The 14147-nt window shown below is 65.9% G+C and carries 12 protein-coding genes and 1 tRNA gene; 7 read left to right on the forward strand and 6 right to left on the reverse strand.

Annotated features, from left to right (window positions below; translation table 11 throughout):
- Positions 1-231 carry an RNA-binding S4 domain-containing protein gene (locus OK351_RS06690; protein ID WP_265157117.1) on the reverse strand — a complete coding sequence of 77 codons (231 nt, stop codon included), beginning with the start codon at positions 229-231 and terminating at the stop codon, positions 1-3.
- Positions 232-405: 174 nt separating this feature from the next.
- Here OK351_RS06690 and OK351_RS06695 point away from each other — a divergent pair, with 174 nt between their 5' ends.
- From OK351_RS06695 to OK351_RS06705, 3 genes are all read left to right on the forward strand, one after another.
- Complete coding sequence (locus tag OK351_RS06695; RefSeq protein WP_265157119.1) at positions 406-1791, forward strand: glycine--tRNA ligase; 1386 nt, start codon at positions 406-408, stop codon at positions 1789-1791.
- Positions 1792-1795: 4 nt separating this feature from the next.
- Positions 1796-2716: a GNAT family N-acetyltransferase gene (locus OK351_RS06700; RefSeq protein ID WP_265157121.1), complete on the forward strand. Its 921-nt coding sequence runs from the start codon at positions 1796-1798 to the stop codon at positions 2714-2716.
- 275 nt (positions 2717-2991) lie between these two features.
- Complete coding sequence (locus OK351_RS06705) at positions 2992-3984, forward strand: DMT family transporter (RefSeq protein ID WP_265157123.1); 993 nt, start codon at positions 2992-2994, stop codon at positions 3982-3984.
- Positions 3985-3993: 9 nt separating this feature from the next.
- Here OK351_RS06705 and OK351_RS06710 read toward each other — a convergent pair whose 3' ends face one another.
- The 4 genes from OK351_RS06710 to OK351_RS06725 all read right to left on the reverse strand — a co-directional run bounded on the left by OK351_RS06710 (position 3994) and on the right by OK351_RS06725 (position 7808).
- Positions 3994-4437, reverse strand: coding sequence for a MepB family protein (locus OK351_RS06710; protein ID WP_265157125.1), 444 nt, complete (start codon positions 4435-4437; stop codon positions 3994-3996).
- A gap of 90 nt (positions 4438-4527) precedes the next feature.
- Positions 4528-5526, reverse strand: coding sequence for an LLM class flavin-dependent oxidoreductase (locus OK351_RS06715; RefSeq protein WP_265157127.1), 999 nt, complete (start codon positions 5524-5526; stop codon positions 4528-4530).
- A 96-nt stretch (positions 5527-5622) separates the two neighbouring features.
- Entirely contained in the window at positions 5623-7347 is a 1725-nt protein-coding gene (locus OK351_RS06720; RefSeq protein ID WP_265157129.1) for a DUF5671 domain-containing protein, read from the reverse strand.
- Between the two features lie 2 nt (positions 7348-7349).
- On the reverse strand, positions 7350-7808 hold the full coding sequence (locus OK351_RS06725; protein ID WP_265157132.1) for a hypothetical protein: 459 nt from the start codon (positions 7806-7808) through the stop codon (positions 7350-7352).
- Positions 7809-7910: 102 nt separating this feature from the next.
- Between OK351_RS06725 and dusB the strand changes: the two genes are divergently transcribed.
- The 4 genes from dusB (at position 7911) to OK351_RS06745 (ending at position 12535) form a co-directional block, all read left to right on the forward strand.
- Entirely contained in the window at positions 7911-9104 is a 1194-nt protein-coding gene (gene dusB, locus OK351_RS06730) for a tRNA dihydrouridine synthase DusB (protein WP_265157134.1), read from the forward strand.
- Positions 9105-9144: 40 nt separating this feature from the next.
- A complete protein-coding gene (locus OK351_RS06735) occupies positions 9145-10428 on the forward strand; it encodes a deoxyguanosinetriphosphate triphosphohydrolase (RefSeq protein ID WP_265157136.1) in 1284 nt (427 codons plus the stop codon).
- Between the two features lie 99 nt (positions 10429-10527).
- Positions 10528-12408 (forward strand): DNA primase, encoded by a 1881-nt coding sequence (gene dnaG, locus OK351_RS06740; RefSeq protein ID WP_265157138.1) that lies wholly within the window; start codon positions 10528-10530, stop codon positions 12406-12408.
- Positions 12409-12462: 54 nt separating this feature from the next.
- Positions 12463-12535: transfer RNA gene (locus tag OK351_RS06745), tRNA-Asn, on the forward strand.
- A 260-nt stretch (positions 12536-12795) separates the two neighbouring features.
- On the opposite strand, the gene OK351_RS06750 is transcribed toward OK351_RS06745, so the two are convergent.
- Positions 12796-14052: an MFS transporter gene (locus OK351_RS06750; protein ID WP_265157140.1), complete on the reverse strand. Its 1257-nt coding sequence runs from the start codon at positions 14050-14052 to the stop codon at positions 12796-12798.
- Positions 14053-14147 lie beyond the last annotated feature (95 nt).

Raw genomic sequence — 14147 nt, forward strand, 5'->3', positions numbered from 1 at the left:
CTAGTTCGCGCGCTGCACCACGACGCATTCGCCGTGCACGCACACGCTCTCGCCACCGCGCAACTGTGCACCGCGGCGGGTCTCGACCTCGCCGTTGACCGTGACCAGGCCCTGGGCAATCAGTTCCTTGGCGTGCAGGCCGTCCTCGGCCAGGTTGGCCAGTTTCAGCAGCTGGCCCAGGCGGATGGATTCGTCGCGGATTTCAATGGGGAAGATGTCCTTGGAGCTCATGGAACCATTGTTCACCATGGGCCCGGCGCTCGCCGGGTAACGGGCGGGGAATGAGTTGCACGTCTCACCTTCCAGGCAGGATGCCGCGCGGCGGGGTCCGGCGCGCTAGGCTTGAACGGTATGTTTCCCCCTACGGACCGCAACCAGCGGCCTCGTGATACCCATGGAGTTGATATGGCGCCACAGTCCAAGCTTGATCAGGTCATTTCCCTCGCGAAGCGTCGCGGGTTCGTCTTCCAGGCCGGTGAGATCTACGGCGGTTCCCGCTCCGCATGGGACTATGGTCCGCTGGGGACCGAGCTGAAGGAAAACATCAAGCGTGAATGGTGGCAGAACTTCGTGCGCGGGCGCGAGGACATGGTGGGCCTGGATTCCTCCATCATCCTGCCCAAGGCCGTCTGGGAGGCCTCGGGACACGTGGCCACCTTCACCGACCCGTTGGTCGAGTGCACCCAGTGCCACAAGCGCCACCGCCAGGACCATCTGCTCGAGGCCTTCGAAGCCAAGAAGGGCCGTGCCCCGCAGGACGGCATGAGCGAGATCGCCTGCCCCGATTGCGGTACCAAGGGCCAGTTCACCGAACCGCAGCTGTTCTCCGGCCTGGTCAAGACCTACCTGGGCCCGGTGGACAACGAGGCCGGGCTGCACTACATGCGTCCGGAGACCGCCCAGGGCATCTTCGTGAACTTCGCGAACGTGCTCACCGCCAGCCGCAAGAAGCCGCCGTTCGGCATCGGCCAGATCGGCAAGGCCTTCCGCAACGAGATCACCCCGGGCAACTTCATCTTCCGCACCCGCGAGTTCGAGCAGATGGAAATCGAGTTCTTCACCGCTCCCGAGGATGCCGACGGCTTCTTCACCCAGTGGGTCGAGGACTGCTGGGCCTGGTTCCTGGACCTGGGCATCAAGGAGGAGAACCTGCGCCGCTTCGACGTGCCGGATGAGGAACGCGCCCACTACTCGGCCGGGACCATCGACTTCGAGTACCGTTTCGGTTTCCAGGGCTCGGAATGGGGCGAACTGATGGGTGTGGCCAACCGCACCGACTACGACCTGTCCAGCCACACCAAGGCCTCGGGCACCGAACTGAGCTACTTCAACCAGGCCACCGGGGAACGCTACACCCCCTACGTGATCGAGCCGTCCTTCGGGCTGACCCGTTCGATGATGGCCTTCCTGGTAGACGCCTACACCGAGGACGAGGCCCCGAACACCAAGGGCGGGGTGGATAAGCGCACCGTGCTGAAGCTGGATCCGCGCCTGGCCCCGGTCAAGGCCGCGGTGCTGCCGCTGAGCCGCAATACCGACCTGTCGCCGAAGGCCAAGGACCTGGCCAACGAGTTGCGCAAGCGCTGGAATATCGACTTCGACGACGCCGGGGCCATCGGCCGCCGCTACCGCCGCCAGGACGAGATCGGAACACCGTTCTGCATCACCGTGGACTTCGATACCCTGGAGGACAACGCGGTGACCATCCGCGAGCGCGACACCATGGGCCAGGAGCGCATTTCCCTGGACCAGGTCACCGCCTACCTCTCCGAGCGGTTGAACGGAGCCTAGGCGCATGGCAGACGTGGATTTCCGCCCCTGGCGTTCGGGTGACGACCTGGAGCTGCTCCAGGTCTTCGGCGACCCGCGGTCCCCGCAGGCCCACCAGGACCGGACGATGCTGCGCGCCGATTCCGACGCACCGTTCTCCCGCGCCCTGGTGGCGACCGTCGAGGACGTCGCGGTGGGTGCCGGGGTGGTGTTCGCTTCCTCGCTGCACCCGCAGCGGCTGTGGCTCTACGTCGAGGTGGCCCCGGACAACCGGCGGCAGGGCATCGGACGTGCACTGGTTGGGCAACTGCGCGCGCTGATCCCGGCCGGGCAACCCACCGCCCTGAAGGCTCGCTACACGGTGACCGTCGGCGATCCGGCCGAGGCCGCCGCGGGGTTCTGCGCAGCCCTGGGCTTGAGGGGCATCCAGGTCTCCCGCGACGTGGTGCTCGAGCCCGGCGCCCTGGCCGAACCCGACTTCGAGTCCAACCCGCGGGTGATCGAGGACCTGTCCACCGGCAGCGTGGAGCTGACCACACTGGTCATGGACTTCTACAATGCCACCCATGATTGGGACCCGGCACGGATGACCGTCGGCTCCGCCCAGCGGATGCTGTTGGACGAGAACACCGGAGCCCAGGGGGCGCTGGTGTTGCGTGAGCGGCCCAAGGCCGAGGGCGGGAGGATCCTGGCCTTCGCGGTCAGCTACGTCCCGGCCCGGGCCGAGGCCCCGACCGACGTGCTGGTGGGGCACAATCCGGCGTTCAGCGACGACGAGGTGGCCGAGGCGGTGCGCGATATGGTCGCGATGCTGATCCACCAGTACCCGATCAAGCTCGAGGTCGATTCCTCGATGTTCGTGCTCTCATCGCTGGTTGATGCACTGGTCGGCCTGGAGCAGGCCACGGTGATCTCCACCACGCAGATCCTGGCGTCCGACGCCTAGCAGCAAGCTGAAGCAGGACCGAAGCAGGACCGAAGCGGGGCCCGCGGGCCCCGCTTTGTCCATGTGGCGAGCTGTGCCGCGGCTTCACCGACGCGGTATTTCCGGCTCGGGCATTCAAAGGTGGAAACGCACCCCGCCGCCATACCCTGGTGGTCTGCCATCACTGGGCATGCCGGGTGCCGCACCCTGCCCAAGGATGACACCAATTCGCTGCCGCCGTTGGGATGGTGGTAAGAACGAAACACCACACCCCAAGTTTTCCAGGAGACGAATCCGTGAGCACGAGCAGCACTCCGGCCGCTGGTCCCACCAGGCGGCGCCTGCTGCTGGGGATCCTGCTGGCTCTCGGTGGGGGAGCGAGCATGCCGGTGCAGAGCCGGATCAACGGCGCCCTGGGGCTGGAGATCGCCTCCCCGGTCGGGGCGGCACTGATCAGCTTTGTTGGCGGATTGCTGGCCCTGCTGCTGTTGTGCGCGGTGGTACCGCAGTACCGCCGCTCCGTGCTGGGCATTGTCCCGGTACTGCGCGAAGGACGCTTTCCCTTGTGGTACCTGGCGGCTGGCGCGGTGGGGGCGAGCACCATCATTTCCCAGGCCATTGTCGTACCGCTGGCCGGTGTCGCCCTGTTCACGGTGTGCCTGGTCACCGGGCAGACCTTCGGCTCCCTGCTGGTGGACCGGGTGGGTTTCGCGCTCGGGGTACGACGCCGGGTCAGCCCGATGCGCCTGATCGGGGCCGTGCTGACGGTCGCCGGTGTGCTCTGGGCGGCCAGCCCCCGGCTGGAGCCGGGCAGCGGGATGCTGGGGCTGCTGCTTCCGCTGGCCTTTGCCGTCGCGATTGGTGTGGCCATGGGATTCCAGGCCGCGGCCAACGGGGTGCAGGCCCGTGAATTCGGCTCCCCGGTGGCCGCCACCTTGGTGAACTTCACCGTGGGCACGGTGCTGTTGTCCATCGGTTTCGCGCTCCTGCGCCCCGCGGAGCTGGGCTGGGCGGACCTGCCGGGCCAGTGGTGGTACTACATCGGCGGGATCTTCGGGGTGTTGTTCGTGGTGATATCCTCGCTGCTGGTGCGCTACCTGGGGGTGCTGCTGACCGGCCTGGGGATGATCGGCGGGCAGCTGGCCGGATCGCTGCTGCTGGACATCTTCTTCCCTTCCCCCGGCGCCTTGCTGCACCCCTTCACGGTGGCAGGTACCGTGCTGACCCTGTTGGCCATCGCGCTGGCCTCGGTGTCGGGTTCAGGCCCGAGCCGAGGGCGCAGGCGTTAGCTGCCGCGCCTACCCGGACAGGTCGGTGAATGCCGGTGCCTGGGCGCGCTGGGTTCGGGCGGCCCGTTCGTTCAGATCGGTGCACCAGGAAGGGTACACCCGAAATCCCCTCTTGCCCGGTGTCCGGGCCGATTGCAGCACACCAAGTGAGACGAGCTGGTCACGGGTGAAGGTGAACACGCCGAAGCGGGAATCCTCCTGCACGAACACCATGAGGATGTCGCACTTGTCGGCTTCCCCGAAAGGCTTGGTGGCCCCGTCCGGACCGCGTCGCCACACCGCGACGAACGCGCCGGGTTTGCCGGGAGTGATGCGCGCCGTGCGGATGCGCCACAGGCCGGCCCCGGATCGCACCAGCCCGGATTCGTAGTCGCTGCCTTGTTCCTCGGCGATGACCGGCAATGGCGCCAATCGCGACTCGCGGCAGTACCGGTCGTAGGCGGGGAACATCATGCGCCAAGCCTACCAATGGGAGCCGCGGGATGCGGTTCAGCTCCTCGACGGCCATGTGTCCCCACTGGTAGCAGCCGAAGGACAGCGCGGCTACCGCCAACCCAGCCGGTTCACCACCTCGCCGAGGTTGACCATGACCTCTTCGTTGTACTCGACGCCCAGCTGGTTGGGCAGGGCGAAGAGCAGGTAGTCGGCTTCGTTCATGGCCGCGTCGCGGTTGAACTTCTCCGCCAGTTCGTCCAGCGAGCCGGCATAGGTGGGACCGGAACGGGCCTGGCGCCCATCGAGTATTCCAACGGCGTCGCCGGCCTCTCGCCGGCCGAAGTACAGCTCATCGAGGTCGGTGAGCACCGGGAAGGCGCTGCGGGTGACGGCGCTGAGCCCACCGGTGGGGTGGGCGCTGGCGGCATGGGCCTCGCGGTAGCGCCTGATCTGGTCGGCCTGGGCCAGGTGGAAGCTGCGCCCGTCGTCCTCCAGCAACAGCGTGGAGGAGAGCAGGTTCATCCCGACCTCACCAGCCCAGATGCCCGAGGCGATGGATCCGGCGCCCCACCAGATGCGCTCGGATAACCCGGCGGAGACAGGGGAGATGGGGATGGGCCCGGAACCGTCGGCGGCCTGTGCGATGCCCTCCCCGGCAATGGCCGAACGGAAGCGGGCGGCGCGTTGGCGTGTCTCGGCAGACCAGTTCGATCCCTCGGGCAGCGGATAGCCGAATTGTCCCGGACCGTCGGACACCGGGGACGGGGCACCGCGGCTGATGCCCAGTTGCAGGCGTCCGCCGGCGACCGCGTCCGTGATGGCGGCCTCCTCGGCCATGTACAAGGGGTTTTCATAGCGCAGGTCAACGACTCCGGTACCGACCTCAAGGGTGGTGGTCCGAGCGGCCATGGCGGCCAGCAACGGGAAGGGAGCGGACAGCGAATCGGCGAAGTGGTGCACGCGCACCCAGGCTCCGTCGAACCCGGCTCGTTCGGCCGCCTCGGCCAGGGCGATCACCTGGCGGATCGCCGCAGGGCCATCGGGTACCGGAGAGGTTGGTGAGCCACCCCAGTGGCCGAAGGTGAGGAAACCGATCTTCTTGGGCATCTGTGCATCCGTTCAGGCAGGGGACAAGGCGTTGACCTCATCCAGCTACAGCGATGCCGATGCCGGAATCATTCCCGTGCCGCGCGACGGGCGGGCCTACCCGGACCCGCTCCCGTCCCCTGCGGTGCCCGGTTGCAGCGGCAGGAACATGGTGTATTCCCCGTTGAGGATCACCATCGCCTGCTCGGTGCCCGCAGGCAGCGTCGCGATCCCGGAGGCGAGCGTGCCCACGTCGGGGATCGGCTTGGAACTCATGTCGGTACGGATCAGGTGCTGCACCGGAATGCCGGTGGCCCTCTGCAGCTCGGCGGCCAGGTAGGCGTTGGCGGTGTCGGTGACCAACAGGATCGAGGCCGGTGCGGCACGGTGGGCCGCCCGGGTGGCGGGGACCCGGGTCACCGGGGTTGCCGCTGCGGGCACATCGTCCTCCTGGGCCCGGTCCCCGGCCGGGCCGCCGGCCAGCTGCTCCCGGTCGGCACGCCAGATGGCGAAGTGGTAGGCGAAGACCGCGGCGGTGGCCACCAGCAGGCCCAGGGCCGCGCGGACTTCCCCGATCAGGGTCGGGCCGGCCACATCCGGTGTGAGGAAGTGGGAGAAGATGCGGTAGCCGACCACCAGCAGGGCCACCAATGCCACAACGGCGCTCACACCGAAGACCAGCACCAGGTAGATCCGACGGAACTCGGCAGGGGCATGGACCGCCGGACGCCAGAAGACCATCCAGGCCACCATGCCGATGGCAAACAGGCAGATCCCGATGCGCAGCAGGTCGCCGGGGGTGTTGCCGACGAGGGAGGGGGAGAAGGTGGCCAACAGGGCGTTGATGATCATCCCGAAACCGGTGGCGGCAATGGCCAGCGAGATCCCACTGACCACCTGCCGTCCGGCCTCACGCAGCCAACGGTCGCCGCCGGCCAGCACGGCGGCGAAATAGACCCAGGACAGCGCGCCGGCCAGGGCGAAGCCCGCGGCCACCGGCAGTCCTTCGGCCATCCGCGTCGACAGCGCCGCCGGGTCGACGGGGACCGGCAACACGCTTGCCAGCGAAAAGACGGTTCCGAGCAGGGCGGCCACCGCGGAGGCGGCGACGGCCAGTACCAGCATGAGCTGGGCCAAGAAATCGCGTGCGGCAGACAACGGGATGCGGAACCAATGCCAGGCCCAGACCAGGAAATTGACCACTACCCAGACACCGATATTGGCCATCGCGGGCAGGCTGGCCGCCCCCGAGAGCTGGATCTGGCTTCCTTCGGGTAGCAGCACGCGGACCGCGATGGCCAGCAGGGCCGCGAAACTCAGCGCGGCCACCAGCAGGCAGTAGTAGCCGGCCACCAGCCAGCCAAGGTTGCGCAGCAGCCGCGGAGCGAGCCGGCCATCAGCCAGGATCCGGTACTGCCAAAGGGCCAGCAGCCCCCAGGCCAACGCCGACCCGAGCTGGTCCTCCCAGATCGTGGGGCGCAACCCGGCCCATTGGCCCAGGACCGCGCTGGAGTAGTGGGCGCAGACCATGGTGGCGATCGCGTAGACTGCCGCGGCCTGCAGGGACCAGATGACCGAGGCGTTCTCACCCTGCCCGGTGAGGAACACCTTGATCCGCCGCCAGAGCAGCCAGGCCAGTGGGCCGGCGATGATGAGCGAGGCCAGCGCCATCGGCAGTGGACTGGACCCGAAGTCGTCCACCGCGAACCCCTGGAGGGCGGAGGTGATGAGGCTGGATAACCCGGTGGTGAAGACCATGAGCAGGATGAACAGCAACCCGTGCAGCACCAGTTGGCGCACCGTGGTGGCCAGGGAGGACGGCGAAGTACCGGTGGTGGTCATGGCTAGTACCCCAGTTCCTCGGCGGTGCACAACGAGAACGACCACGGGGCCGTGGTCACCTTCCAGTGTCCGTCGACCCGTTCCAGTTCGAACAGGTCGTCGTACGCGCCCTGGGCGATGGAGAAGGGGCCGCCCAGGTAGGTGTCGGTCAACCGGATATGCACGGTGGCCCGGTCCCCGTTTTCGGTGACCGAGAGCAGATCCACCCCCGGCTGGCCATCCACGCCGAAATCGTTGCAGGCCCGGTCGCCCGGTTGCGACGAATGGGCCCGGACCTCGTCCCAGTCGCCATTGAGATAGGCCACGGTGTAGGCCTGGACGGCGGCCTGCGGCGAGCCGGCCGGCAACGAGGCCGGGGAGGGACGGGAGAGGACCATCACGAACGCCGTGACGATCACCACCGCGCACACTGTGGCCAAAACCCACAGGGCCCGGCGCGCCGGGGAAGCGATACTAGTCATGGCTCAATTGTCGACTGCTTCCGGGACCCACGCCAGCTTCCGGCGGTATCGGTTTGATCAAGATCTCACCTGCAATCCGCCAGTCTTTGAGATAATGGGTCGGTGACCCTGCTGACTGATACCCCCGCCACCACCCGGACACCAACGAAACTCGAGCTGCCGCCCCTGCAATTGGGCAAGCACCGCATCGAGACCCCGGTGGTGCTCGCACCCATGGCCGGGATCACCAACCGGGCCTTCCGTCGGCTCTGCCGCGAGTACGGCGGCGGCGTTTACGTGACCGAAATGGTCACCGCCCGCGCCCTGGTGGAACGCAACCAGGAATCCATGCGGATCATCTCGCACGACGCCGACGAGGAACTTCGCTCCATCCAGATCTACGGGGTGGATCCCAAGACGGTGCGCGCCGCGGTGCGGATGGTGGTGGACGAGGGACTGGCCGACCACGTGGATCTGAACTTCGGCTGCCCGGTACCCAAGGTGACCCGCAAGGGCGGCGGTGCCGCCCTGCCGTGGAAAACCGGCCTGTTCACCTCGATCATCGAGGCCGCCACCAGCGAGGCGGCCAAGGGGGATATCCCGCTGACCATCAAGATGCGCAAGGGCATCGACGAGGACCACCTGACCTACCTGGACTCGGCCAAGATCGCCCGCGACCACGGGGTCGCCGCAGTTGCCCTGCACGGACGCACCGCGCGCCAGCACTACGCCGGCCAGGCGGACTGGGATGCCATCGCCACCCTGCGCGAAGCCCTGCCCGATGTGCCGGTGCTGGGCAACGGGGATATCTTCTCCGCAGAGGATGCGGTGCGCATGGTCCAGCAGACCGGCATCGACGGGATCGTCGTGGGCCGCGGTTGCCAGGGACGGCCCTGGCTTTTCGGTGATTTGCAGGCCGCCTTCGAAGGGCGTGCCGAGCGGTTCCGTCCGGGGCTGCGCAAGGTGGCCGATACCGTGTACCGCCACGGCGAACTGCTCACCGAGTTCTTCGAAGACGAGTCCAAGGGCATGCGCGATATCCGCAAACACATGGCCTGGTATTTCAAGGGCTACCCGGTGGGCGGGGAAATCCGTTCGGAACTGGCCAAGGTGCCTACCCTTGAGGCACTGCGCGGATTGCTGGACTCGCTGGATCTGGACATGCCCTACCCGGGGGCGGACGCCGAGGGCACACGCGGGCGGGCCGGGCACCCGAAGAAGACCCACCTGCCCGACGGCTGGTTGGACAGCCGGGACATGGACGAGAAGCACAAGGCGATGATCGCGGCCGCCGAGCTGGACATCTCCGGTGGATAACCGGCAAGCCACCGGATAAATAGTCACTAGACTGGGATGTATGACCGAACTACACGGGTATACCGAAGCTGATCAGGAACGCTGGGTTACCGAACCGGCCAAGAAGGCCTACCGGACCGCGTTCGAACGTGATCGTGCCCGCGTGCTGCATTCCTCGGCATTGCGCCGGCTCGGGGCCAAAACCCAGGTGGTGGCCCCGTACTCCGATGACTTCGTGCGGACCCGGCTGACCCACTCGCTGGAAGTGGCGCAGGTGGGACGCGAGCTGGGTGCCGCCTTGGGGTGCGATCCCAATGTGGTGGACACCGCCTGCCTGGCCCATGACCTGGGCCACCCGCCCTTCGGCCACAACGGGGAGAAGGCGCTGGACGAACTGTGCGGTCAGATCGGCGGTTTCGAGGGCAACGCGCAGACCCTGCGGCTGCTGACCCGGCTGGAGACCAAGACCTTCCGGCACAACGGTGCCTCCGCCGGACTGAACCTGTCCAGGGCCTCCCTGGATGCCTCCTGCAAGTACCCGTGGACCCGTGAAGGGGCCCCGATCCGGCATGGGAAGAAGACAGCGAAGTTCGGCGCCTACGTGGATGACCTGCCGGTGTTCAACTGGTTACGCGAAGGCCCGGGCACCGTGCCTGAACAGGTGTGCATGGAAGGCCAGGTCATGGACCTGGCCGACGATATCTCCTACTCGGTGCACGATGTGGAGGACGCGATCGTGGCCGGGAACCTGCAGCTGCGCTGGCTGCGCGATAGCATGCAACGCGACCGGGCCCTGGAGGTCACCCGCCAGTGGTACCTGCCGGGCACCGAGGAAAGCGATATCGAAGCGGCCCTGGCCCGGCTGGAGAACACCGCCGAATGGGTGCCGCACGCCGATGGTTCGCGCCGTTCGATGGCCGCGCTGAAGGATATGACCAGCCAGTTCATCGGTCGGTTCTGCCAGGCGGCCATGGATGCCACCCGGGCCGAGTACGGCAACGGGGCGTTGACCCGGTACAACGCGCAGCTGATCGTCCCCGAGCAGACCGATCACGAGATTGCGGTGATGAAGGGCATCGCCGCAACCTATGTGATGACCGACGAGGACCGCCAGCCGCTGTATGTGGAGCAGCGGGCGTTGCTCACCGACCTGGTCAGCCTGTTGATGGAAACCGAGGACAAGTACCTGGAGCCGATCTTCGCCGCGGATTGGCGCGATACCGCCGATGATGCGGCCCGGTTGCGGGTGGTGGTGGACCAGGTGGCTTCGCTGACCGATGCCTCGGCCAAGGAATGGCATGCCACCCTGGTCAGGGGCGAGAGCTTCAACGAACGCCTGTTCTAGGCGGGGGCGTCGCCGGGGCGACGCACCGGTGGGTTTGTCCGTCCACAGCCGGTGGGCGGCGGGGAACGGAAGCGGGCAACCGCTTCTAGAGTGAGGGTCATGGCAGGGCTGATTAGACGCGAAGACATCGACGAGGTGCGCAACCGCATCGACCTGAAGGAGATCGTCGATTCCTACGTGACGCTGAAATCCGCGGGCGTGGGGTCCTACAAGGGGTTGTGCCCGTTCCACGATGAGCGCAGCCCTTCCTTCCACATCCGACCCCAGCTGGGCACCTTCCACTGCTTTGGCTGTGGTGAATCAGGCGACGTGATCGCCTTCATTCAGAAGATGGACCACTCCTCCTTCAGCGAGACCGTGGAAACCCTGGCCGCACGCATCGGCTACGAACTGCGCTACGAGGACGGCGGGACCGGTCCGCGCAAGGAGGAATACGGTAAACGGCAACGTCTGGTCGATGCCCACAAGGTCGCCGAGGAGTATTTCCGCACCCAACTGGGCAGCCAGGAAGCGGAGATCGCCCGCGGATTCCTGAACGATCGCGGGTTCGACCCGGAGGCGGCGACCCGGTTTTCCGTAGGGTATGCTCCCAAGGGATGGGACGGGCTGCTCAAGCACCTGCGTTCCAAGGGGTTTGTCGACGAGGAACTGAAGCTCACCGGCATGTTCTCCGAGGGCAACCGGGGGATCTATGACCGCTTCCGTGGCCGGCTGGTCTGGCCGATCCGCGATCTGGCCGGGGCGACCATCGGTTTCGGCGCCCGCAAGCTCCATGAGGACGACCAGGGGCCGAAGTACCTGAATACCCCCGAAACCCAGTTGTACAAGAAATCCCAGGTGCTCTACGGTATCGACCTGGCCAAGAAGCAGATCTCGAAGAACCGGCAGATCGTCGTGGTGGAAGGCTACACCGATGTGATGGCCTGCCATCTGGCCGGGATCACCACCGCGGTGGCCACCTGCGGTACGGCTTTTGGCACCGACCACATCAAGATCGCCCGCCGCCTGCTGCAGGACGACGGAAGCGGTGGCGAGGTCATCTTCACCTTTGATGGTGACGAGGCAGGACAAAAGGCCGCCCTGCGGGCCTTCGAGGAAGACCAGCGGTTCATCGCCCAGACCTATGTCTGTGTCGAGCCGACCGGTGCGGACCCCTGTGACCTGCGTTTGTCCCGTGGGGACGAGGCGGTCCGTGAACTGATCGAGCTCAAGCGCCCGCTGTTCGAATTCGCGATCCGCGCCGAGCTGAAGAAGTTCAACCTGAATACCGTGGAAGGCCGGGTCCAGGCGCTGCGCAAGACCGCGCCGATCGTCGGGCAGATCCGTGACTCGGCGATCCGCCCGGGCTATGCCCGGGAACTGGCCGGATGGCTGGGCATGGACAATGACGACGTGAACCGGGCGGTGGGCGGTGCCATCCGGCGGGCCCGGCTACCGCGTTCGTCCCATACCGACACGGTGCCGGTCACCCAACCGGTGGACGGCGTACCGGCCCCGGCCCCGGCCTTCGAACGCCCCGACCACCGCGATCCGGTGGTCAGGTTGGAACGCCAGGCCCTGGAAGTGGTAATCCAGCAGCCGCAGCGTCTGGGCAGCGAACAATGGCAGGCCTTCTACGAGGCACGGTTCATGGCCCCGGCCCATGCCGCGGTGCACTCGGGGATCGTGGCGGCCAGTGCCGCAGGCGCCTCGGCCACCGCGTGGGTCGAGGTGATTCGTGATGAGGTTCCCGAACAGCTGCGCTCGCTGGTCTCGGAAATCGCCGTCACCGCGATTCCGGCATCGGATGAAAACAGCCTGGCCCGCTATTGCACGGACATCATCAACGGGCTGATTGAGCTTCAAATCACACACCGTAAGGCGGAGTTGATTGGACGGTTGCAGCGCGCCGAAATGGAACCCGAAGGCGAGGAATATTCCCAGATCAACAGGGAATTGATGGAGCTGGAGATGCGCCGGCGGATCCTGCGCGGCAACTAGTGGCGGGGTTTTGGATTTTGCCCGCGACTCGGGTAAAGTTATATCTCGTTGCAATCCTCCATAGCTCAATTGGCAGAGCATTCGACTGTTAATCGAAGGGTTACTGGTTCAAGTCCAGTTGGAGGAGCTTACCGAGGTCCTGATCCGCACTCAGCGGATCAGGACCTTTCCATTTTCCCTGCCGATCAATGTGCCGCTGCGCCCCGGAGGTACACGTCGGCGGCAACGACAAACGCCGGGGCGGCCATCGAAGTCCGGCAAGACGTTAGCGATGTCCGGAACTCCGTGTCAACATGAACGACCAGACCAGACCAGACCAGACCAGACCAGAACAGACCGGGGCCGCGCAGGGGTTTTTGTGCTACCCGGGACGTGGTGGAGTGGTATCTACCGGGGTAAGGGTTGGGTGTGAGCCCGGGCAAGGAAGAAGAGATAGCCGGTGGTGCCGAGCAGACACAGCAGACACCATGCTAATAACGCGGCCCAAAGGCCGACCCCGGAACCCAGGAACCCACCACACAGCGAACCGAGCGGAACCACTCCGAATGTCAGCATTCGCCGCACGCTGGTGACTCGTCCCAGATATTGAGCGGGAACCAGACTCGTTACCCATGACATGTTGGCGATGTTGAAGAGCACCAGGACCACACCCCAGGCTACGGCTTGGGTCAGTAGCAGAACCAAAGCCAGCATGGTGTCGGAGAAGTAGGCGGCCAACACCATCGCAGCCAGCAGGATCTGCAGACTTCCAGTGAGAAGCGTGATTCTCGACAACGGAACACGCTCTGCAATCCGCGGTCCCAATGCTGCGCCCAGCAAGCCACCTGCGGCTCCGGCGGCACTGATGATCCCAAACCACCCGCTACCCAGATCCAGGTGCCGCAGGATCAGGATGCCTTCTACTGCAGCGCCGATGGCCAATCCCGAATTGCACAGTGAGCTGAACCAGGTCAACGCGACCAACCTGCGATCGGAAAAGAGCATCGAAAAGCCGCTCAACAAGTTCCCACTCGTTCCCTGAGCTGGGGATTTCTTCGTGGCAGGCACTGGTTTGCGAGCCGATCGATGGCCGATGCGCTGGGCCATGACCAGTGCACAGGCCGCCAGCGCGGCGGCAACCGATAACAGCACTGGTGCGCCAGCCAAGGCGAACACCAATCCCGCAGCGGCCGGGATGACGATCCCCAGGGCCTGGTCCGCGGCGGTCAAGCGGGCAATGAGCCGGGTAGCACTACTGGCCTGGTCGTCCCGATCGCTCAGAGCCGGAACGGCAGAGACCTGGGAGGTTTCACCGATAAGATTAAACATGCCGAGGGTCGTGACCAACACCAGGGCCAGGGGAATTGTCAGGGAATCTTCTGTCACCAGAGCCAACAGCGTGATCAGACAAAGCAGCTTGCCGGCCAGTCCGACACCCAGCAGGCGTAGCGGGCCATGGCGGTCCACCAGATACCCCACGGGGATAGCCGCAATCATAAACGCCGCAGAGCCCAAGGCGTTGAGCAATCCCATCTGCGCGGCACTGGCACCGAGCACGACCACCAGCACCACGTCGAGTACGAAGTCGGCCAACGCGCGACCTGCCGCGTCACTGGAGTTCGACATGAGAAGACGGCGTTGGGCCTGAAGTGGAGTATCGCCCATCCGGGTCACCTTCTTGGGGCATCTCGTGGTTTCTTCAGGTGAGCGTAGCAAATCCAATGTGTGTGGTGGGCTACGGGCGACCGGCGCCAACTCCG

Source organism: Glutamicibacter sp. MNS18, from assembly GCF_026107515.2.
Lineage (GTDB): Bacteria > Actinomycetota > Actinomycetes > Actinomycetales > Micrococcaceae > Glutamicibacter.